Source organism: Streptomyces sp. NPDC004658, assembly GCF_040609555.1.
GTDB lineage: Bacteria > Actinomycetota > Actinomycetes > Streptomycetales > Streptomycetaceae > Streptomyces.
The window spans coordinates 1-19,360 of sequence record NZ_JBEXKG010000003.1 but is presented as its reverse complement, the minus strand read 5'-3'; the positions used below and the strand labels follow the sequence as shown (position 1 = coordinate 19,360).

The following is a 19,360-nucleotide window of genomic DNA, read 5'->3' as shown; positions in this document are numbered from 1 at the left end:
AGTTTGACCAATTGCCTTCCCGGCGTTACGTTCCGCACAAGTAGTCAAACTTGACTAACGAGGGAGCGGCATGGCCGACACGGCGATCACCGTCGAGGGCGTACGCAAGACCTACGGCGGCAGACCCGCCCTGGACGGACTCGACCTGCACGTCACGCGCGGCACCGTGCACGCGCTGCTCGGCCCGAACGGCGCGGGCAAGACCACCCTGGTCCGGATCCTGTCCACCCTGCTCAGGCCCGACAGCGGGCGCGTCCGGGTCGCCGGGCACGACGTGCCGGCCGACGCCCGGGCGGTGCGCCGGCGCATCGGTCTGCTGGGCCAGCACGCGGCCCTGGACGAGCAGTTCGACGGCCGGCAGAACCTGGAGATGTTCGCCCGCCTGCACCACCTCGGCGCCCGCCACGCGCGCGTGCGCGCCACGGAACTGCTGGAGCGCTTCGACCTCACCGGCACCGGGCGCACCCCCGTCGCCCGCTACAGCGGCGGCATGCGCCGCCGTCTGGACCTCGCCGCCTCCCTGGTCACCGACCCCGAGGTGCTGTTCCTGGACGAGCCCACCACCGGTCTCGACCCCCGCGGCCGGGCGGAGGTGTGGGCCTCGGTCCGCTCCCTGGTCGACGGCGGTACGACGGTCCTGCTCACCACCCAGTACCTGGAGGAGGCCGACCAGCTCGCCCACCGCGTCGCCTTCGTGGACCGGGGCCGCGTCGTCGCCGACGGCACCCCCGAGGACCTCAAGGGCCTCACCGGCGGGGACCGCGTCGACGTCGTCCTGCGCGACGCCCGCCGGCTGGCCGACGCGGTGGCCGTCCTGCCCGTCGCCGGGGCCACGATCGACGCCGACCGCCGGCTGCTCAGCGCCCCGGTCACCGACCGCACGGCCGCCCTCTTCGGGGTCGTACGGGCGCTGGAGGCCGCCGGTATCGAGGCCGCCGACATCGCGCTGCGCCGCCCCACCCTGGACGAGGTGTTCCTGCACCTCACCGGCGACGCCGGCCGGCGCCCCGGGAGCGACGCGAACCGAGCGGAGGAGGCCGCGTGAGCGGGTACGTCCTGACCGACTGCTGGACCATGACCCGGCGCGAACTGGCCCACTGGGCACGGCAGCCCGGACAGCTGCTGGTCGCGCTGGTCTTCCCGGTGATGCTGCTGCTGATGTTCGGCTATCTGGTCGGCGGCGGCCGGGGCGTGACCGGCGACTACGTCGACTTCCTCGTGCCGGGCATGCTCGTGCTCACCATGGCCTTCGGTCTGGAGGGCACCATGCTCGCCGTCACCCAGGACCTCAACCGGGGCGTGATCGACAGGTTCCGTTCCCTGCCGATGGCGGACGGCGCGGTCCTCGTGGGCCGGTCGGCCGCCGACATGCTCCAGTCGGCGGTCGGGCTCGCCCTGCTGACCGGTGTGTCGTACGCGCTGGGCTGGCGCGCGCACGGCGGCCCCGGTGCCTTCGCGGCCGCCCGGAGATGGTGCAGGCCGTCCAGATCCTCGTCTGGCCGGCCGGCTTCCTCTCCAACGCCTTCGCCGTGCCCGCGTCGATGCCCGACTGGCTGGGCACGGCCGTCGAGTGGAACCCGCTGTCCCAGACCGCGACGGCCGTACGGCAACTGCTGGGCGGCCCCGGCGGCGAACCGGGGCACCTGTGGCCGGCCGTCCTGTGGCCGCTCGCCCTGCTGGCGGTGTTCTTCCCGCTGGCCGTACGGACGTTCGCGCGCCTGGGCCGCTAGGTCCTGTCCTCGAACTCCCGTCGTCCGCCCGGAGGGCGGGGTGCCGGGCCCTGGCCCTCGTACTGGATGTCCTTGGGCCGGGGCCCGGTGCGGCGAGAGTGCGTGCATGGCGTCGCGCGGCAGACGGGAGTTCGACGACAGGGCCTGGGACTGCCGTGTCCTAATGGTGGAAGCCGGTGGCCGCGCCCTTGTCGCGGGTCAGGGGGTGCGGCTGCCGGCGCAGTTCCGGCAGCAGACGGGTCAGGTCGTCCAGGAAGAGGTCGGCCAGGTCGTGCGAGAAGCCGTTGCGGCACACGATCCGCAGCACGGACAGGTCCTCGCGGTTCGCCGGGAAGGTGTAGGCGGGCACCAGCCAGCCGCCCTCGCGCAGCCGCCGGGAGACGTCGAAGACGTCGTACGCCGTGACGTGGTCGGCGGTGGTCAGCGCGAACACGGGAAGCTGGTCCCCGCGCGTGAGGAGCCGGAAGTCGCCGAGCGCCTCGATCCGGGAGGCGAGCGAGGTCGCCACGTCCCGCGTCGACTGCTGCACCGCCCGGTAGCCGTCCCGGCCCAGCCGCAGGAACGTGTAGTACTGCGCCACCACCTGGGCGCCGGGCCGGGAGAAGTTCAGCGCGAAGGTCGGCATGTCCCCGCCCAGGTAGTTCACCCGGAAGACCAGCTCCTCCGGCAGCGCCTCCTTGTCCCGCCACAGCGCCCAGCCGACGCCCGGGTACACCAGCCCGTACTTGTGGCCGGAGGTGTTGATCGACGCCACGCGCGGCAGGCGGAAGTCCCACACCAGGTCCTCGTCCAGGAAGGGCGCCACCATCCCGCCGGACGCGCCGTCCACGTGCACCGGGACGTCGAGCCCGGTGCGCTCCTGGAGGGCGTCCAGGGCCGCGCACAGGTCGGCGATCGGCTCGTAGGAGCCGTCGAAGGTGGAACCGAGGATGCCGACGACCCCGATGGTGTTCTCGTCGCACAGCTCGACGGCGGCCTGCGGGTCCAGGTGGAAGCGGTCGCCCTCCATCGGGACCAGCCGGGCCTCCACCTCCCAGAAGTTGCAGAACTTCTCCCAGCACACCTGGACGTTGACGCCCATCACCAGATTGGGCCGCGCGCCCGGATACCGGTCGGCGTTCCGCTTCGCCCAGCGCCGCTTCAGCGCCATCCCGGCGAGCATGCACGCCTCGCTCGACCCGGTCGTGGAACAGCCGACGGCCGCCGACGGGTCCGGCGCGTTCCACAGATCCGCGAGCATCGCCACGCAGCGCCGCTCCAGTTCGGCCGTGCGCGGGTACTCGTCCTTGTCGATCATGTTCTTGTCCCGGCACTCGCCCATCAGCACCCCGGCCTGCGGCTCCATCCAGGTGGTGACGAAGGTGGCCAGGTTCAGCCGGGAGTTGCCGTCCAGCATCAGCTCGTCGTGCACCAGCTGGTACGCCGTGGACGGCGGCAGCGGGGTGTCCGGGAGCCGGTGCGTGGGCGGGGCCTCGGCCATGCCGCCGACGGGGTTGGCCTCCCCGAAGAACGGGTTGACCGACATCGTGCGCTCCTCGTGCTTCTGGGGACCTTTGTGCAGGGCCATCGGGCTGTGCCTCCAAGGGAACGGGTGCCAGGGGTGAGTGAGGGAACGTCAGGTCGGAAAAGTCATCGGACCGGGGTGCCGTCCTCGCGCAACTGCATCTGCGGTCGGCCCGTCACCAGCAGCCAGGCCGGCAGCGAGGCGATGCACAGCAGGGCGAGGACACCGGGCGAGGAGACCAGGACGGCGGCGGTGAACAGGCTCACCCAGCCCTGCCGGGTGATCGCCAGGAGCATGCCCAGGACGCCCGTCGCCACGCCCAGCGAGGGGTGCACGGCCGGCACCAGCGCGTGGGCGCACAGGCCGAGGGCGGTGCCGACGAAGACGGCCGGGAAGATCCGGCCGCCGCGAAACCCGCAGGCCGCCGCGACGAGCAGCGCGGCCAGCTTCACCACCGTCATCGTGGCGAACTGCCCCGCCGACCAGCCCTCCGGGTCGCGGGTCAGCAGCCCGATCTCCGACAGGCCCTTGAACAGCGTCAGAGGACCGCCCAGGGCCGCGAGCGCCCCCAGCACGACCCCGCCGGCCGGGAGCATGAGCATCGGGTGCCGCAGCCGCCGGAACGCCGTGTGCACGTACGGGAACGCGTGGACGGCGCACATGCCGAGCAGCGCGGCCACCGAGGCGATCACCAGGGCCGCCGGCAGGTCTCCCGCGCGCGGGTGGCCCATGGGCGGCAGGCCCAGGTCGAAGGCCGGACGGGCCACCAGGGTCGTCGTGATCGCCCCGCACGCGCCGGCGGTCAGCGGCGCGAACAGGTTGTCCCACAGCCGGCCCGCCATCGGCCGCCCCGCCAGCGCCTCGGAGATCACCAGCGCCGCCGCGACCGGCGTGCCGAACAGCGCGCCGATCGTCGCCGCCTCCGCCAGCACCGGCCACAGGGTGCCCGGCGTCCGGGGCAGGAAGCGCGTGCCGAGCCAGGCCGCGAGGCCCACGTTCACGGCGATGATCGGGTTCTCCGGGCCGAGGCTCGGACCGCCGGCCAGCATGAGCCCGGTGGCCAGCACCAGGCCCGGCAGCACGGCCGGCGGCAGCACCGGGGCGTCCAGCCCGATGGTGGCCGGGTCGGGACCGGCGTGGCCGGGAATCTTCCACACCACCAGCCCGACCGCGATCCCGGTCGCGACGAGCATGACGAACATCCACAGCACGCTGGAGCGGCCCACGCCGAGCGCGTCCGGCAGCGGCCCCCACAGCACGCGCTGGAGCCTCTCCGCCGCCGTGCTCACCCCGACGAGGACGAGACTCGCGGCCACGCCCACGAGGACGGCGGGCAGGATGAACGGCAGCAGAGCCCGTGCCGGCGCGGTCGGAGAGCTCGGGGATGCCTGCTGCGTCGTCTCCTGGGCCACGGGCTCACCATAAGCGGACGAAACGCGCACAACATCCGGAACCACAGCGTCCGGAACGGCTTCCGGCTTGCACCTCACGTGACGTGAGGCCTCAGCCTGGGGGCGTACCGACGACAAGGAGCGGAAAGTGAGCTACTCCGTGGGACAGGTCGCGGGGTTCGCCGGCGTCACGGTGCGGACCCTGCACCACTACGACGAGATCGGGCTGCTCGCGCCCAGCGAGCGCACGTACGCCGGCCACCGGCGCTACAGCGACACCGACCTCGACCGGCTCCAGCAGATCCTGTTCTACCGGGAGCTCGGCTTCCCGCTCGACGAGGTCGCGGCCCTGCTCGACGACCCGGACGCGGACCCGCGCACGCACCTGCGCCGCCAGCGCGACCTGCTGACCGCCCGGATCGAGAAGCTGCAGAAGATGGCCGCGGCCGTGGAGCACGCCTTGGAGGCACGCACGATGGGCATCAACCTGACGCCGGAGGAGCGGTTCGAGGTCTTCGGGGACAAGGACCCCGAGCAGTACGCCGAGGAGGCCGAGCAGCGCTGGGGCGGCACCGAGGCGTACGCCGAGTCCCAGCGCCGCGCCGCGACCTACACCAAGGAGGACTGGAAGCGCATCCAGGCCGAGGTCGACGACTGGGGCGAGCGGTACGCCGCCCTGGTCGCCGCCGGCGAGCAGCCGGCCGGCGAGGCGGCCATGGACCTGGCCGAGGAACACCGGCAGCACATCAGCCGGTACTACTTCGAGGTCCCGTACGAGATGCACCGCTGCTTCGCGGAGATGTACGTCTCCGACGAGCGCTTCAAGGCGTTCTACGACTCCATGCGCCCCGGTCTCGCCGAACACCTGCGCGACGCGATCCTCGCCAACGCGGACCGGCACACCCCGTCCTGACGTCCTGACGTGCTGGCGTCCCGGCGGCGTGTCCTCATGCCCGGGGCCGGGCCCGGGGCAGGACCCCGGGCCCGGGCACCACCCGGCGACGCGGTGGAACCCGGGGCGGTCCGCTCACGTTGATAGTTTTGTACGGCGCACGATCGACGTTCAGCCGCCGCAGCCGCCTTCACCTCTCAGGAGCCGGACCCGTTATGACACTCGCCCTCGGCCCGAGCTGGCTGGATCCCAACTATCTGCTCTCCACGTACAGCATCTGGGGTCTGCTGCTCATCGTCTTCGCCGAGTCCGGCCTGCTCATCGGCTTCTTCCTGCCGGGTGACTCGCTGCTGTTCACCTGCGGTCTGCTGATCACGTCGGACCAGCTCGACTTCCCGCTGTGGGGCGCGATCGCCCTCATCTGCCTCGCCGCCGTCCTCGGCGACCAGGCGGGCTACATGTTCGGCAAGAAGGTCGGCCCGTCCCTGTTCAACCGACCGGACTCCCGCCTGTTCAAGCAGGAGAACGTCGCCAAGGCGCACGAGTTCTTCGAGAAGTACGGCCCGAAGTCCCTGGTCCTGGCCCGCTTCGTGCCGATCGTGCGCACGTTCACGCCGATCATCGCGGGCGTCAGCGGCATGAAGTACCGCTCGTTCCTGATCTTCAACGTCATCGGCGGCGTCCTGTGGGGCGCGGGCGTCACCCTGCTCGGCTCCTGGCTCGGCAACATCGACTTCGTCAAGAAGAACATCGAGGCGATCCTGATCCTGATCGTCCTCGTCTCGGTCATCCCGATCGCGATCGAGTACCTGCGGGCGCGCGGCAAGAACAAGAAGGCGGCACAGACCCGCCCCGAGCCCCCGTTGCAGCCGGCCCACCAGCAGCCGCAGTACCAGCACCCCCCGGTCATGGACGACGCCACGACCCGCCTGCGGCGCATCGAGCCCGAGCAGCCGTACCCCCCGCAGTACGAGCAGCCGTACCAGCAGCCCCAGCAGCCTCAACCCCAGCAGCAGGACTGGAACCAGGGCTACGACAGCCAGGCCTACGACGGCCAGGGCTACGACAACCAGGGCTACGACGAGCAGTACTACGGCCGGCAGCAGTACCCGCAGCAGCAGTACGACCCGAACCAGTACCCGTACGACCACCGCAACCACTGACCGCGGCGGGGCGCGGGGACGGAGAGACTCAGAACCCGCGCGTCCGCTTGGCGGCCCGGCGCTTCCCGGCGGAGCCGATCCGCAGGAACAGCCGGAAGACCTCCGACCCCAGGTTCACCCCGATCGCGATGGCCATTGCCAGCGACGCGGCCTTGGCCAGCGACACCAGCCCCTTGTCCACCTGGTTCTGCGCCATGGACAGCAGCCCGAAGTACGTCGCCGAACCGGGCAGCAGCGGCCCGATCGCCGCCGTCGTGTACGGCAGCGCCGAGGCGAACCGGTACCGGGACAGCAGCTGCCCGAACAGCCCCACGAGGCCCGCCGCCACGGCCGTGGAGGCCACCGGCGAGATGTCGCCCGCATAGTGCATCGCGCCGTACACGGACCAGGCCACCCCCCCGTTGAGGGTCACCCAGAGCACGGTGGACCGTTCCTGCTGGAGCAGGACCGCGAAGGTCAGCGACAGCAGCATCGAGGCCGCGATCTGGATCAGCGGCCGTTCGGAGATGCCCAGCTGGGCGTCCGGATTCAGCTTGCCGCCGATCTTCACGCCGAAGTACAGGACGGTCAGCACCCCGGTGACGATCCCGACGAAGAAGTACATGACCTCCAGCAGCCGGGCCGACGCGGTGATGTAGAAGCCCGTCAGCCCGTCCTGCACCCCCGCCACCAGCGCCCGTCCGGGCAGCAGCGCGAACAGCCCACCGGTGATCACCGCCGACGCCTTCACGTCCACGTGCGCCAGCGTCAGCGCCACCCCGATCGCGGCGGGCGGCATCGCGGCCACCGTGAACTGGTAGAACTCCGGCAGCCCGCGCCCCGCGCACAGCCACGCCAGCCGGTCGCCGAGCATCGCGCCGACGGCCGCCGCCAGGAACACGATCGGGTCACCGCCGACCAGCACGGAAGCCGCACCGGCCAGCAGCCCGCTCGCCAGGGTCAGCGCCCAGCCGGGGTACGGGTGCCGGTTGCGGCGGATCTCCGCCAGGCGCCGGTAGGCCTCCTCCAGGGAGACATGGGTCTCCGGGTCGGTCAGGTCGTCCACCAGCCGGAAGACGGCCGCCAGCCGCGTGTAGTCGGTGCCGCGCCGCCGTACCGTCCGGGACGCCGTCACCGGGTCCTCCACCAGGGACGGCTGGTGCGAGATGGACAGCAGCGTGAAGGTGACGTTCGGCTCGCACCGGTCCAGGCCGTAGGACCGGCACACCGCGAACATCGCGGCCTCCACGTCCTCGGCGCCCTCACCGCCGGCCAGCAGCAGCTCCCCGATGCGCAGGGTCAGGTCCAGCACACGCGGGACGGCCGGACCGCCCTCCTCCACCCGCTGCACCGGCTCCGGCGCCGGCCGCTCGGCCACCGGCATGCGCAGCATCGTGCGCATCCGGTCCTGCCAGGGCGCGTCCTTGACCAGGCTGACCAGCGGCACCCCGGTGGCCGGGGTGAACTCGGCCGGCGCGGTCTTCGCGCTGTAGGTGCTCGGCGTGCCGAACGCCGAACCCTCCGGCTCGGCACTCGGCGGCTGCGGCGTCTGAAGCCCCTCCGGCACGGCGAACTCGGAGGTCGTCTCCGACTCGCTGCCCCTGGGCACGTCGAGGCCCTCGGGAATGGCGAACTCGGACGTGATCTCCGGGTCGTACCGCGCCTCGTCCGACCGGGGCTTGCGGTCCTCCGCCTCCGTCACCTCGCACCGCTCCCTGAACCACACCTGCCGTAAGCATCAGTATGCGCACACGTACCCCGACCGGCCGCACGTGTGCCGACATGCGAAACGGGCCGCACGCGTGCGCGTGCGGCCCGTTCGCGCGAGAGGGGGCTCAGTGGCCGCCCTGCTCCTTGAAGCGCTTGTACGACCGCTCGATCTCCGCCTCGGCGTCCGTGCGGCCCACCCAGTTGGCGCCCTCGACCGACTTGCCGGGCTCCAGGTCCTTGTAGACCTCGAAGAAGTGCTGGATCTCCAGGCGGTCGAACTCCGACACGTGGTGGATGTCCCGCAGGTGCTCCACGCGCGGGTCGGTGGCCGGGACGCACAGCAGCTTGTCGTCGCCGCCCGCCTCGTCGGTCATGCGGAACATGCCGATCGCGCGGCACCGGATGAGGCAGCCCGGGAAGGTCGGCTCGTCCAGGATGACCAGCGCGTCCAGCGGGTCGCCGTCCTCGCCGAGGGTGTTCTCGACGAAGCCGTAGTCGGTCGGGTAGGCGGTCGAGGTGAAGAGACGACGGTCCAGGCGGATCCGACCGGTCTCGTGGTCCACCTCGTACTTGTTCCGCGAACCCTTCGGGATCTCGATCGTGACGTCGAACTCCACCGGTGGCTCCTCCATGATCAGCACATAGTTCTGGTGGTTAAGTGTCCCTCACGCAGGTGTGTGATCGCGAAAGGGGCTGGTGGTCGTGCCAGAGCTGAGGCCTTGGCGAGCCGCGAGACCGCGCGTGGCGCGGATCGTGGCCGCCGTACGACCGGGTCTTGCGCGCGCCGTGACGGCCGCCCGGCCGCGGATCGCGCGGCTGACGGAGGCCGTGCGCGTCAGGCCTGTGCACCTCCCCCGTCCGCGGACCGTCAGGACCTGGCAGTACACCGCGGGCGCCGCCACCGCCGGCCTGGCACTGGCCGCCGGCGTGGTGACCGCGGCCGGTCCCTGGGACGCCAACGGTCAGCGTACGGCCGAGCGGGACCGCGCCGCCGCACTGGAGCGGTCAGGTGGCGCAGATCACGGCCGCTCCGGTACGGCCGCGAAGGCGCCCCGGCCCGCGCCGAGCGCCGCACCGGTGCTGACGGGCCTCGGCAGCGCCACGGGCGCCGTCGGCACCAAGGAGACCTCCCCGGACGCCAAGGCGCTCTCGGACGTCCTGACACCCCTCCTCGACGCGCCCGCGCTCGGCCGCAGCCACGCGGCGGCCGTCGTCGACGTGACGACCGGCGAACGCCTCTACGGCGCCGACTCCGGCAAGGCCCTCACCCCCGCCTCCACCACGAAGATCGCCACCGCCGTCGCCGCCCTGTCCGCCCTCGGCCCCGACCACCGCCTCACCACCCGGACCGCCCTCGAACCCGACACCCGGGAACTCGTCCTGGTCGGCGGCGGCGACCCCACCCTCACCGCGCACGCCCGGACCGGCGGCTGGGCCGGCCTGCGGACCCTGGCGGCGGACACCGCGAAGGCACTGGACGAGCGCGGCATCCACAAGATCACCCTTTCGTACGACACCACCCTGTTCACCGGCCCCGCCCTGCACCCCATCGGCGTCAACGACAACCTCGCCCCGATCAGCGCCCTGACCGTCGACGAGGGCCGCACCGACGCCTCCACCGCCGGCCCGGCGCCCCGCGTGGGCGACCCGGCGGCGGACGCGGCCGCCCGGTTCGCGGGCTTCCTGAAGGACGCCGGCATCACCACCACGGCCCCCGGCCCCTCCAAGGCCAGCACGCGCGCGGAGACCCTCGCCACCGTCTCCTCGCCGCCGCTGTCGCACCTGGTGGAGCGCATGCTGACCAACAGCGACAACGACATCGCGGAGGCCCTCGCCCGGCACACCGCCCTGGCGAGCGGCCAGCCCGCCGACTTCGGCGGCGGCGCGAAGGCCATCGCCATCCAGCTGCGCAAGCTCGGCCTGCCGATGGCCGGCGCCGCCTTCCACGACGGCAGCGGCCTGAACCGCGACGACCGGCTCACGGCCGACCTCCTCACCGCCCTCCTCGCCAAGGCGGGCGACCCCGGCCGTCCCGGCCTGCGCCCGGTCCTCACCGGCCTGCCCGTGGCCGGCTTCACGGGCACCCTGAGCAACCGCTACGCCGACGGCGCGTCCGGCCTCGTACGCGCCAAGACGGGCACCCTGACCGGCGTGAACACCCTCGCGGGCACGGTCGTCGACAAGGCCGGCCACCTCCTGGCCTTCGCCTTCCTGGCCGCGGACACGACGAACCCCCTGGACGCCCAGTCGGCCCTGGACAAGGCGGCGACAGCCCTGGCGGGCTGACCACCGGGACCCACCGCCCGCCGACACCGCCACGCCGCACCGGCCGTGCCTGCGGTACCGGCGGTGCCTGCCGCCCCCGCCGAGCCGCGCGGCCGGGGTGACCGGAATGCGCGGTCGGCCCTGTCTGCATCCACACGGCCTGCCCGAAATGGGGCCGCTCACGTACGGTTGACAACATGACTGGCTTCGGTGGCACCGCATCTCCCGGGATGGTCGACTGGAACCTCGCGGTGGCGACCGCGACCCGCCTCGTACGCCCCGGCCCCGACGTCAGCCGCGACGAGGCCAGGGCCGTCGTCGCGGAGCTGCGCCGGCACGCCAAGGCCTCGGAGGGGCACGTCCGGGGCTTCACTCGTATGGGCACCGAGGAGACCCACGACACCCCCGTCCTCGTCGTCGACCGCCCCGGCTGGGTCCGCGCCAACGTCGCCGGCTTCCGCGAGATCCTCAGGCCGCTCCTGGAGAAGATGCAGGAACGTCGCGGCAACAACCCGGGCAGCGCGGTCCTCGGCGCCGTCGGCGGCAAGGTCACCGGCGTCGAACTCGGCATGCTCCTGTCGTTCCTCTCCTCCCGCGTCCTCGGCCAGTACGAGACCTTCGCCCCCGCCGGCCGCGACCTCCCGGCCGGCGAGAACGGCGGCGGCCGGCTGCTGCTCGTCGCGCCCAACATCGTCCACGTGGAGCGGGAACTCGACGTCGAGCCGCACGACTTCCGCCTGTGGGTGTGCCTGCACGAGGAGACCCACCGCACGCAGTTCACCGCCGTGCCCTGGCTGCGGGACCACCTGGAGGGCGAAATCCAGTCGTTCTTGGCGGAGACCGACGTCGACCCGATGACCTTCCTGGAGCGCATCCGGGACGCGGCCCAGTCCCTGGTCGGCGGCCGTCCCGAGGGCGAGGAGGAGGACGGCGGACGCTCCTTCGTGGAGCTGGTGCAGACCCCCGCCCAGCGGGAGATCCTCGGCCGCCTCACCGCCGTCATGTCCCTGCTGGAGGGGCACGCCGACTACGTGATGGACGGCGTCGGTCCGAGCGTCGTGCCGACCGTCGCGGAGATCCGCGAGAAGTTCCAGCAGCGCCGGGCGAAGGGCGCCTCCCGCCTGGACATGGCCCTGCGCAAGCTGCTCGGCCTGGACGCCAAGCTGAGGCAGTACCGGGACGGCGAACGGTTCGTACGCGCCGTGGTCGAACAGGTCGGCGTCGACGGGTTCAACCGCGTCTGGACCTCGCCCAACACCCTTCCCACCAAGGCGGAGATCGCCAAACCGGCGGACTGGGTCGCGCGGGTGCACCGCAAGGCCGAGTCGTGAACGGCGCGGGGAGGTCGTGAAAGGAATCCGGCCGACGGCAGGCGAACGCCCCTCCAATCACCCGTCCGAGGGACCGTGGGCCATGCGTAGGCGTGCAATGCTCGGGGAACGGCCCGCTTCTGTCACCATCTACACACTCTGAGTGACCGTCCCGGGCTCACCCCCCGAAAACTTCATGAAGGGAACCGGACATGGGTCCCCATCCTGCGGTCGCGGCGATACGCCTGGCGGTTCGCCGCGTCCTCCACGACATCCTGAACGACCACCAGGCCCTCCCCGCGCACCCGGCCCCGCAGCCGGCCGGCGCGCGCCCGGACCGGACGGCCGAGCGGCCCCCCTCCCCGCTCGTCCTCGTCGCGTGCTCCGGCGGCGCCGACTCCATGGCCCTCGCCTCCGCCCTCGCCTTCGAGGCACCCAAGCTCGGCGTCCGGGCCGGCGGGGTCACCGTCGACCACGGCCTCCAGCCCGGCTCCGACCTCCGCGCCGACGAGGTCGTCCTGCGCCTGCGGGGACTCGGACTCGATCCGGTCGAGTCCGTCGCCGTCACCGTCGGCCGCGAGGGCGGCCCCGAAGCCGCCGCCCGCGACGCCCGCTACGCCGCCCTGGACGCCGCCGCCGAACGCCACGGCGCCGCCGCGGTCCTGCTCGGCCACACCCGGGACGACCAGGCCGAAACCGTCCTGCTGGGCCTCGCCCGCGGCTCCGGCATCCGCTCCCTGTCCGGCATGGCCGCGGTCTCGGGGGCCGGCGGCCGTTACCGGCGGCCCTTCCTGCAGCTCGACCGGCAGACCGCCCGCAAGGCCTGCATGGTCCAGTCGCTGCCCGTCTGGGACGACCCGCACAACGCCGACCCCGCCTACACCCGCTCCCGGCTCCGGCACGAGGGCCTGCCCGCCCTGGAGAAGGCCCTCGGCAAGGGCGTCGTCGAGGCGCTCGCCCGCACCGCCCAGCTCTCCCGCGACGACGCCGACGCCCTGGACGCCTGGGCCCGCCAGGCCGAGGCCTCCGTACGGGACGCCGCCGGCCTGCTGGAGTGCGCCAAGCTGTACGCCCTCCCGCCCGCCGTGCGCCGCCGGATCCTGCGCCGCGCCGCCATCGAGGCCGGTGCCCCGGCCGGTGCGCTGTTCGCCCGCCACATCGAGGAAGTCGACCGCCTGATCACCGGCTGGCGCGGCCAGGGAGCCATCAATCTCCCGGGCAGGGTCGTCGCCCAGCGGCAGGGTGGCAGACTGGTGATTCGGCAAGGCTGAATCCCGACCCTCCTGGAGCGACCCTCCGGCGGGCCGGGCAGCCGGAGGCCGTGCGTGCGGCCGGAGCCGGTGGCCGCGCTCGCGGCCGTAAGTGCGGGACGACCGAAAGTGATGCGGGTGGACGCGAAAGACATGGGTGCCGACCTCCAGCAGGTGCTCATCACCAAGGAAGAGATCGACGCGAAGCTGGCCGAGCTGGCCGCGAAGATCGACGCGGAGTACGCGGGCAAGGACCTGCTCATCGTCGGCGTCCTCAAGGGCGCGGTGATGGTCATGGCGGACCTGGCCCGGGCGCTGTCCACCCCCGTCACCATGGACTGGATGGCCGTGTCCTCGTACGGCGCGGGCACCCAGTCCTCCGGTGTCGTGCGGATCCTCAAGGACCTCGACACCGACATCAAGGGCCGGCACGTCCTGATCGTCGAGGACATCATCGACTCCGGCCTCACCCTGTCCTGGCTGATCAACAACCTCGGCTCCCGGGAGCCCGCCTCCCTGAAGGTGTGCACGCTGCTGCGCAAGCCGGACGCCGCGAAGGTCGCCATCGACGTGGAGTGGGTCGGCTTCGACATCCCGAACGAGTTCGTCGTGGGCTACGGCCTCGACTACGCCGAGAAGTACCGGAACCTGCCGTTCGTCGGTACGCTCGCGCCCCACGTCTACGGCGGCTGAGCCAGTCGGCCCAAGCCCGGTAGGACGATCGGGAACCCCGACGGGTTCCGCGCCGTTGAAGGATGCAGAGACGGGTTTCCCAGCCGTCGAAACGGCTCCGTGCGGCTTCGGGCAACAATGCTGGGGTACCGTCAGAAGAACTGTCTTATCAAACTCACTATGGCAGGAGGGACGGGGCGGCACCGCTCCGTATGGATGGACGTGAAGCGATACTTCCGTGGGCCGGTCATGTGGATCGTGCTGGCCGTCCTTGCCGTGGTCGTGTTGATGCAGGTCGTCGGCTCGTCCGGCGGCTACAAGACGGTGGACACCGGCCAGGTCGTGGCAGCGATCAACGACAACAGGGTCGAGTCGGCCAAGCTCACCACCGGTGACGAGCAGAGCATCAAGGTCACGCTCAAGGACGGTTTCAAGGTCGAGGGCAGCTCGAAGATCCAGGCGAGCTACATCGGCGACCAGGGCGTGACCATCGCCGGCACGCTGCAGACCAAGTACCAGGACAAGCAGATTCCGGACGGCTACACGGTCTCGCCGTCCAAGCAGAACCCGTTCGTCGGCGTCCTGCTCTCCCTGCTGCCCTTCGTTCTGATCGTGGTCGTCTTCCTGTTCCTGATGAATCAGATGCAGGGCGGCGGCTCCCGGGTCATGAACTTCGGCAAGTCCAAGGCGAAGCTCATCACCAAGGACACCCCGAAGACGACCTTCGCCGACGTCGCCGGCTGCGACGAGGCCGTCGAGGAGCTCCAGGAGATCAAGGAGTTCCTCCAGGAACCGGCGAAGTTCCAGGCCGTCGGCGCCAAGATCCCCAAGGGTGTGCTGCTCTACGGCCGCCCGGGTACCGGCAAGACCCTGCTCGCGCGCGCCGTCGCCGGCGAGGCGGGCGTCCCCTTCTACTCGATCTCCGGCTCGGACTTCGTGGAGATGTTCGTCGGTGTCGGTGCCTCCCGGGTCCGTGACCTGTTCGAGCAGGCCAAGGCGAACGCCCCGGCGATCGTCTTCGTGGACGAGATCGACGCGGTCGGCCGTCACCGCGGCGCCGGTCTCGGCGGCGGTCACGACGAGCGCGAGCAGACCCTGAACCAGCTGCTCGTCGAGATGGACGGCTTCGACGTCAAGGGCGGTGTGATCCTGATCGCCGCCACGAACCGCCCGGACATCCTCGACCCGGCGCTGCTGCGCCCCGGCCGCTTCGACCGGCAGATCGCGGTCGACCCGCCGGACCTGCAGGGCCGCCTGGAGATCCTCAAGGTCCATCAGAAGGGCAAGCCGGTCGCGCCCGACGTCGACCTGTCCGCCGTGGCCCGCCGCACCCCGGGCATGACCGGTGCCGACCTCGCCAACGTGCTGAACGAGGCCGCGCTGCTCACCGCCCGCGGCGACCAGAAGCTGATCGACAACAAGGCGCTGGACGAGGCGATCGACCGCGTGGTCGCGGGCCCGCAGAAGCGGACCCGGATCATGTCGGACAAGGAGAAGAAGATCACCGCGTACCACGAGGGCGGTCACGCCCTGGTCGCGGCGGCCTCGCCGAACTCCGACCCGGTCCACAAGATCACGATCCTGTCCCGTGGCCGTGCCCTCGGTTACACGATGGTGCTGCCGGACGAGGACAAGTACTCGACCACGCGCAACGAGATGCTCGACCAGCTCGCCTACATGCTGGGCGGCCGGGCGGCCGAGGAACTGGTCTTCCACGACCCGACCACGGGCGCCGCGAACGACATCGAGAAGGCCACCAACCTGGCCCGCGCGATGGTCACCCAGTACGGCATGACCGAGCGCCTCGGCGCGATCAAGTTCGGAGGCGACAACTCCGAGCCGTTCCTGGGGCGTGAGATGGCTCACCAGCGCGACTACTCGGAAGAGGTCGCCGCACTGGTGGACGAAGAGGTCAAGAAGCTCATCGAGACCGCGCACAACGAGGCCTGGGAGATCCTGGTCGAGAACCGCGACGTGCTCGACAACCTCGTCCTCCAGCTGCTGGAGAAGGAGACCCTGGGCAAGGAGGAGATCGCCGAGATCTTCGCCCCGGTCGTCAAGCGCCCGCCGCGGCCCGCCTGGACCGGCTCCTCCCGCCGTACCCCGTCCACCCGCCCGCCGGTGCTCTCCCCGAAGGAGCTGGCGCTGACCAACGGTGCGAACGGCGCGACGGCGGCGATCAGCACGGCGAAGTCCACCGCCGCGGAGTCCGCCCCGGTGACGGAGCAGACCCCGGAGGACCGCTCCGAGAGCTGACCCCCTTCCGGCCGTGAGGGCCGGAATGGATGCCGCGTCCCCCAGGTTCTAGCCTGGGGGCGCGGCATTTCGCATGTCCGCGGACGGAACGCGAGGCACACCCGCGTGCAAGGCACAGGAACGAGGAACCAGATGACCGACCCGGTGACGCTGGACGGCGAGGGGCCCATCGGCGAGTTCGACGAGAAGCGCGCCGAGAACGCCGTACGGGAGCTGCTGATCGCGGTCGGCGAGGACCCGGACCGCGAGGGCCTGCGGGAGACACCGGCCCGGGTCGCGCGTGCCTACAAGGAGATCTTCGCCGGTCTGTGGCAGCAGCCGGAGGACGTCCTGACGACGACGTTCGACCTGGGGCACGACGAGATGGTCCTGGTGAAGGACATCGAGGTCTACTCGACCTGCGAGCATCATCTGGTGCCGTTCCGGGGCGTCGCCCACGTCGGCTACATCCCGTCCGAGACCGGCAAGATCACCGGCCTGTCCAAGCTGGCCCGCCTGGTGGACGTCTACGCCCGCCGGCCGCAGGTGCAGGAACGTCTCACCACGCAGATCGCGGACTCCCTGATGGAGATCCTGGAGCCGCGGGGCGTCATCGTGGTCGTCGAGTGCGAGCACATGTGCATGTCCATGCGCGGTATCCGCAAGCCGGGCGCGAAGACCATAACGTCCGCCGTGCGCGGTCAGCTGCGGGACGCCGCCACCCGCAACGAGGCGATGAGCCTCATCATGGCGCGCTGAACGAGCCGCTGACGAGCCGCTGAGCGCGCCGGGCGGGGCCCGGCGGTCAGGCCACCGGCTCCGCGCCCGTGTGGTCCTGGTCGTCGTCCTCGGGGAGCTTGCAGACCCGCTCCAGGAAGATGGCGGCGGCTATCACGGCGAGGCCGGTCAGGACCGAGAAACCGGCGTAGATCGCCTGGTCGCGGCGGGCCGGGATGTCCAGCAGCTCCAGCAGGAAGACGCCCGTGCCGCCGTACATGCCGGCGACCAGCGCGGCCACCAGGGCGCTGGCCTGGCCGAAGACGACCGCCCGGGCGGCCATCAGCGGGTCGACGCCCTTCGCGCCGGGCCGGCGCTCGCGCTGGGCCCGGAGACGGGCGCGCAGCGACAGCGCCGTCGAGAGCAGCACCACCGCGATCAGCGCGAGGACGACGGGGGCGGCCAGGGGGACGCTGGGAAGGGTCCCGATCGAGTTCCAGAGGCGGGCGCCCGCCCAGGACAGGATGCCGGCCATGACGAACACGCCCGCCAGCACCCTGATGCGCAGCTCTCTCACGGTGTCCCTTCAGTTCCCCCGGACCATCCCGGACGGTGGTCGTGTTGGTCTTGACCCGTCTCGACCTTAACGACTACTCGGGCAGCCGGAGTTCCAGGTCCGCGCGGGGCGCGACACCCTCACGGGTGACGGCGGACAGCAGGTCGGCCACCGTGCCGCGGCCGGGGAGCTGCGCCTGCGGGTCGACGTCGTGCCAGGGCGCGAGCACGAAGGCGCGCTCGTGGGCGCGCGGGTGGGGGAGGGTGAGCCGCGGGTCGTCCGAGGTGACGCCGGCGTAGGCGACGATGTCGACGTCGAGCGTGCGCGGGCCCCAGCGCTCGTCACGGACGCGGTGGAAGGCCTCCTCGACGGCGTGCGCCCGCTCCAGCAGGGACGACGGGGGCAGGGTCGTCTTGAGGACCACGACCGCGTTGAAGTACGACGGCTGGCTGCCGGGCTCCACGCCCCACGGCTCGGTCTCGTACACCGGGGAGACGGCCTTGACCCGGACACCCGGGGTGTCCTCCAGGGCGTCGACGGCCCCCTGGAGGGTCTCCAGGCGGTTGCCCAGGTTGGAGCCGATGGAGAGCACGGCCCACTTGGGGTTGCTCAGCGTCGTGTCGGCGGCGTCGACCTGCTCGACGACCGAGGCGGGCACCGGCTGGACGGTCGGGTCGCTGTGACCCTGGTGGAACGGGCGGGTCATACTCGGCTCCGGGTGATGGTGACGGTCACGTCGTCGAACGGGACGGTGATCGGGGCGTCCGGCTTGTGGACGCAGACCTCGACCTCCTCGACCCCTTCGTGCTTCAGGCAGGTCCGGGCGATCCGTTCGGCGAGGGTCTCGATGAGGTTCACCGGCTCGCCCTCGACCACGGCCACGACCTCCTCGGCCACGATGCCGTAGTGCACGGTCTTCGTCAGGTCGTCGTCGGCCGCGGCCGGCCGGGTGTCCAGGCCGAGGACGAGGTCCACGATGAAGGTCTGGCCCTCCTCGCGCTCCTTGGGGAACACACCGTGGTGCCCGCGGGCCTTGAGGCCGCGCAGCGCGACACGATCCACGCGAATCACTCCTGCAATCGTCGGGAACGACCGGCCCGTGTCGCGTGCGGGCGGCACACCGGCCTCAGACGAATCTACCTGCGAGCTCTGACAGAGCCGGGCCACCGGGGCGTGGGCACGGGCCGGTGCCCGGAGGGTTCACCGGCCGTTTCCCCTGGGGAACCCGGCCCTGTCATGGGCTGGTAGCCGCTCCTACCCCGGGGTAGGTGATTCCAACCACTTCTCCGGGTCAGGCCAGGGGCTCGTCGTCGGGGTTCACGCCGTTGGCGTGGGTGTCGTCGTCGTCCTCGTCCGTCTCGGCCAGCACGGGGGAGGCGTGGTGCGACCAGAGCTTCCAGCCCGAGGGGGTGCGCCGGAACACGTTGGTGGCGACGACGAGCTGGCCGACGAGCGGGCCCAGTTCCGCGCCCTCCTCGGGCGCGGGACCGCCGCTGAGGATGTTCTCCGTGCAGGTCACGAGCGCGGTGTCGCCGGTCACGGAGACGTGCACATCGGTGAGGAAGAACTGGATGTAGTCGGTGTTGGCCATGATCAGCGCGTACGACCTGAGGACCTCGCCGCGGCCGGTGAGCACCGGCCAGCCGGGGTGGACGCAGGAGATGACGCCGCTGTCCGCGGGGTCGTGGTAGGTCTCGTCGACGCCCAGGTCGGCGGGGGTCAGCCAGAGGGAGGAGACCTCCTCGAAGTCCCCGCGTTCGAGTGCCTCGTAGAAGGCGGTGTTGGCGGCCTCCACCTGCTCGACGTCCGTGTGGGGGGCGCTCACCGCTCTCCTTCCGAGCCGCGCTCGCCGTCGGTGCCGGGCGCGCTCGCCGCGCCGCGCGCCTCCTCCACGGCCCGTGCCACCCGGACCGCGTCCGCCGTGGCGCGTACCTCGTGCACGCGCACCGCCCACGCGCCGGCGTGCGCGGCGAGCGCGGAGACGGG

Annotated in this window: 17 protein-coding genes and 1 pseudogene; 10 read left to right on the top strand and 8 right to left on the bottom strand. The window is 71.7% G+C overall.

Features of this window, described 5'->3' with window-relative positions; translation table 11 throughout:
* Window positions 1-70 precede the first annotated feature (70 nt).
* Window positions 71-1,045 carry an ATP-binding cassette domain-containing protein gene (locus ABZV94_RS02305; protein WP_356336282.1) on the top strand — a complete coding sequence of 325 codons (975 nt, stop codon included), beginning with the start codon at window positions 71-73 and terminating at the stop codon, window positions 1,043-1,045.
* Window positions 1,042-1,730 (top strand): annotated as a pseudogene (locus ABZV94_RS02300) (ABC transporter permease). Before ABZV94_RS02305 ends, ABZV94_RS02300 begins: the two are co-directional and overlap by 4 nt.
* A gap of 160 nt (window positions 1,731-1,890) precedes the next feature.
* Here ABZV94_RS02300 and ABZV94_RS02295 read toward each other — a convergent pair.
* Window positions 1,891-3,297, bottom strand: coding sequence for a glutamate decarboxylase (locus tag ABZV94_RS02295; protein ID WP_356336280.1), 1,407 nt, complete (start codon window positions 3,295-3,297; stop codon window positions 1,891-1,893).
* 62 nt (window positions 3,298-3,359) lie between these two features.
* Window positions 3,360-4,646, bottom strand: a complete 1,287-nt coding sequence (locus tag ABZV94_RS02290; RefSeq protein WP_356336278.1) for an ion channel protein — start codon at window positions 4,644-4,646, stop codon at window positions 3,360-3,362.
* Between the two features lie 127 nt (window positions 4,647-4,773).
* Here ABZV94_RS02290 and ABZV94_RS02285 point away from each other — a divergent pair, with 127 nt between their 5' ends.
* Together ABZV94_RS02285 and ABZV94_RS02280 are read left to right on the top strand one after the other, a co-directional pair.
* On the top strand, window positions 4,774-5,538 hold the full coding sequence (locus tag ABZV94_RS02285) for a MerR family transcriptional regulator (protein WP_356336276.1): 765 nt from the start codon (window positions 4,774-4,776) through the stop codon (window positions 5,536-5,538).
* A gap of 194 nt (window positions 5,539-5,732) precedes the next feature.
* Window positions 5,733-6,680 (top strand): VTT domain-containing protein, encoded by a 948-nt coding sequence (locus ABZV94_RS02280; protein ID WP_356336274.1) that lies wholly within the window; start codon window positions 5,733-5,735, stop codon window positions 6,678-6,680.
* A 28-nt stretch (window positions 6,681-6,708) separates the two neighbouring features.
* Here the strand turns inward: ABZV94_RS02280 and ABZV94_RS02275 are convergent, their stop codons facing one another.
* Together ABZV94_RS02275 and ABZV94_RS02270 are read right to left on the bottom strand one after the other, a co-directional pair.
* The gene (locus ABZV94_RS02275; RefSeq protein ID WP_356336272.1) at window positions 6,709-8,361 is read right to left on the bottom strand and encodes a threonine/serine exporter family protein; all 1,653 of its coding nucleotides are present in this window, start codon (window positions 8,359-8,361) and stop codon (window positions 6,709-6,711) included.
* 133 nt (window positions 8,362-8,494) lie between these two features.
* Window positions 8,495-8,986: an inorganic diphosphatase gene (locus ABZV94_RS02270; RefSeq protein WP_029381130.1), complete on the bottom strand. Its 492-nt coding sequence runs from the start codon at window positions 8,984-8,986 to the stop codon at window positions 8,495-8,497.
* Window positions 8,987-9,110: 124 nt separating this feature from the next.
* On the opposite strand from ABZV94_RS02270, the gene dacB reads away from it, so the two are divergent.
* From dacB to folE, 6 genes are all read left to right on the top strand, one after another.
* Window positions 9,111-10,655, top strand: a complete 1,545-nt coding sequence (dacB, locus tag ABZV94_RS02265; protein WP_356336270.1) for a D-alanyl-D-alanine carboxypeptidase/D-alanyl-D-alanine-endopeptidase — start codon at window positions 9,111-9,113, stop codon at window positions 10,653-10,655.
* A 209-nt stretch (window positions 10,656-10,864) separates the two neighbouring features.
* Window positions 10,865-11,965 carry a zinc-dependent metalloprotease gene (locus ABZV94_RS02260; protein WP_356336543.1) on the top strand — a complete coding sequence of 367 codons (1,101 nt, stop codon included), beginning with the start codon at window positions 10,865-10,867 and terminating at the stop codon, window positions 11,963-11,965.
* A gap of 191 nt (window positions 11,966-12,156) precedes the next feature.
* A complete protein-coding gene (gene tilS / locus ABZV94_RS02255) occupies window positions 12,157-13,215 on the top strand; it encodes a tRNA lysidine(34) synthetase TilS (protein WP_356336268.1) in 1,059 nt (352 codons plus the stop codon).
* A 111-nt stretch (window positions 13,216-13,326) separates the two neighbouring features.
* Window positions 13,327-13,887: a hypoxanthine phosphoribosyltransferase gene (gene hpt / locus ABZV94_RS02250; RefSeq protein WP_030342680.1), complete on the top strand. Its 561-nt coding sequence runs from the start codon at window positions 13,327-13,329 to the stop codon at window positions 13,885-13,887.
* 195 nt (window positions 13,888-14,082) lie between these two features.
* Window positions 14,083-16,122 carry an ATP-dependent zinc metalloprotease FtsH gene (ftsH, locus tag ABZV94_RS02245; RefSeq protein ID WP_356336541.1) on the top strand — a complete coding sequence of 680 codons (2,040 nt, stop codon included), beginning with the start codon at window positions 14,083-14,085 and terminating at the stop codon, window positions 16,120-16,122.
* A 132-nt stretch (window positions 16,123-16,254) separates the two neighbouring features.
* Complete coding sequence (gene folE, locus ABZV94_RS02240) at window positions 16,255-16,860, top strand: GTP cyclohydrolase I FolE (RefSeq protein ID WP_356336266.1); 606 nt, start codon at window positions 16,255-16,257, stop codon at window positions 16,858-16,860.
* 46 nt (window positions 16,861-16,906) lie between these two features.
* Here the strand turns inward: folE and ABZV94_RS02235 are convergent, their stop codons facing one another.
* From ABZV94_RS02235 to ABZV94_RS02220, 4 genes are all read right to left on the bottom strand, one after another.
* Window positions 16,907-17,395 carry a DUF3180 domain-containing protein gene (locus ABZV94_RS02235; protein WP_356336264.1) on the bottom strand — a complete coding sequence of 163 codons (489 nt, stop codon included), beginning with the start codon at window positions 17,393-17,395 and terminating at the stop codon, window positions 16,907-16,909.
* Between the two features lie 73 nt (window positions 17,396-17,468).
* Entirely contained in the window at window positions 17,469-18,080 is a 612-nt protein-coding gene (folK, locus tag ABZV94_RS02230; RefSeq protein ID WP_356336262.1) for a 2-amino-4-hydroxy-6-hydroxymethyldihydropteridine diphosphokinase, read from the bottom strand.
* Window positions 18,077-18,436, bottom strand: coding sequence for a dihydroneopterin aldolase (gene folB, locus ABZV94_RS02225; protein WP_030651455.1), 360 nt, complete (start codon window positions 18,434-18,436; stop codon window positions 18,077-18,079). The genes folK and folB overlap by 4 nt, the downstream gene beginning before the upstream one ends.
* 229 nt (window positions 18,437-18,665) lie before the next feature.
* Window positions 18,666-19,199 carry a nuclear transport factor 2 family protein gene (locus ABZV94_RS02220; protein ID WP_356336260.1) on the bottom strand — a complete coding sequence of 178 codons (534 nt, stop codon included), beginning with the start codon at window positions 19,197-19,199 and terminating at the stop codon, window positions 18,666-18,668.
* Window positions 19,200-19,360: the final 161 nt, after the last annotated feature.

Coding starts and splice junctions, on each gene's coding strand:
- ABZV94_RS02280 (WP_356336274.1), top strand. CDS start 5,733: ATGACACTCGCCCTCGGCCCGAGCTGGCTGGATCCCAACTATCTGCTC.
- ABZV94_RS02260 (WP_356336543.1), top strand. CDS start 10,865: ATGGTCGACTGGAACCTCGCGGTGGCGACCGCGACCCGCCTCGTACGC.
- tilS (WP_356336268.1), top strand. CDS start 12,157: ATGGGTCCCCATCCTGCGGTCGCGGCGATACGCCTGGCGGTTCGCCGC.
- hpt (WP_030342680.1), top strand. CDS start 13,327: ATGCGGGTGGACGCGAAAGACATGGGTGCCGACCTCCAGCAGGTGCTC.
- folK (WP_356336262.1), bottom strand. CDS start 18,080: ATGACCCGCCCGTTCCACCAGGGTCACAGCGACCCGACCGTCCAGCCG.
- ABZV94_RS02305 (WP_356336282.1), top strand. CDS start 71: ATGGCCGACACGGCGATCACCGTCGAGGGCGTACGCAAGACCTACGGC.
- ftsH (WP_356336541.1), top strand. CDS start 14,083: ATGGACGTGAAGCGATACTTCCGTGGGCCGGTCATGTGGATCGTGCTG.
- folE (WP_356336266.1), top strand. CDS start 16,255: ATGACCGACCCGGTGACGCTGGACGGCGAGGGGCCCATCGGCGAGTTC.
- ABZV94_RS02295 (WP_356336280.1), bottom strand. CDS start 3,297: ATGGCCCTGCACAAAGGTCCCCAGAAGCACGAGGAGCGCACGATGTCG.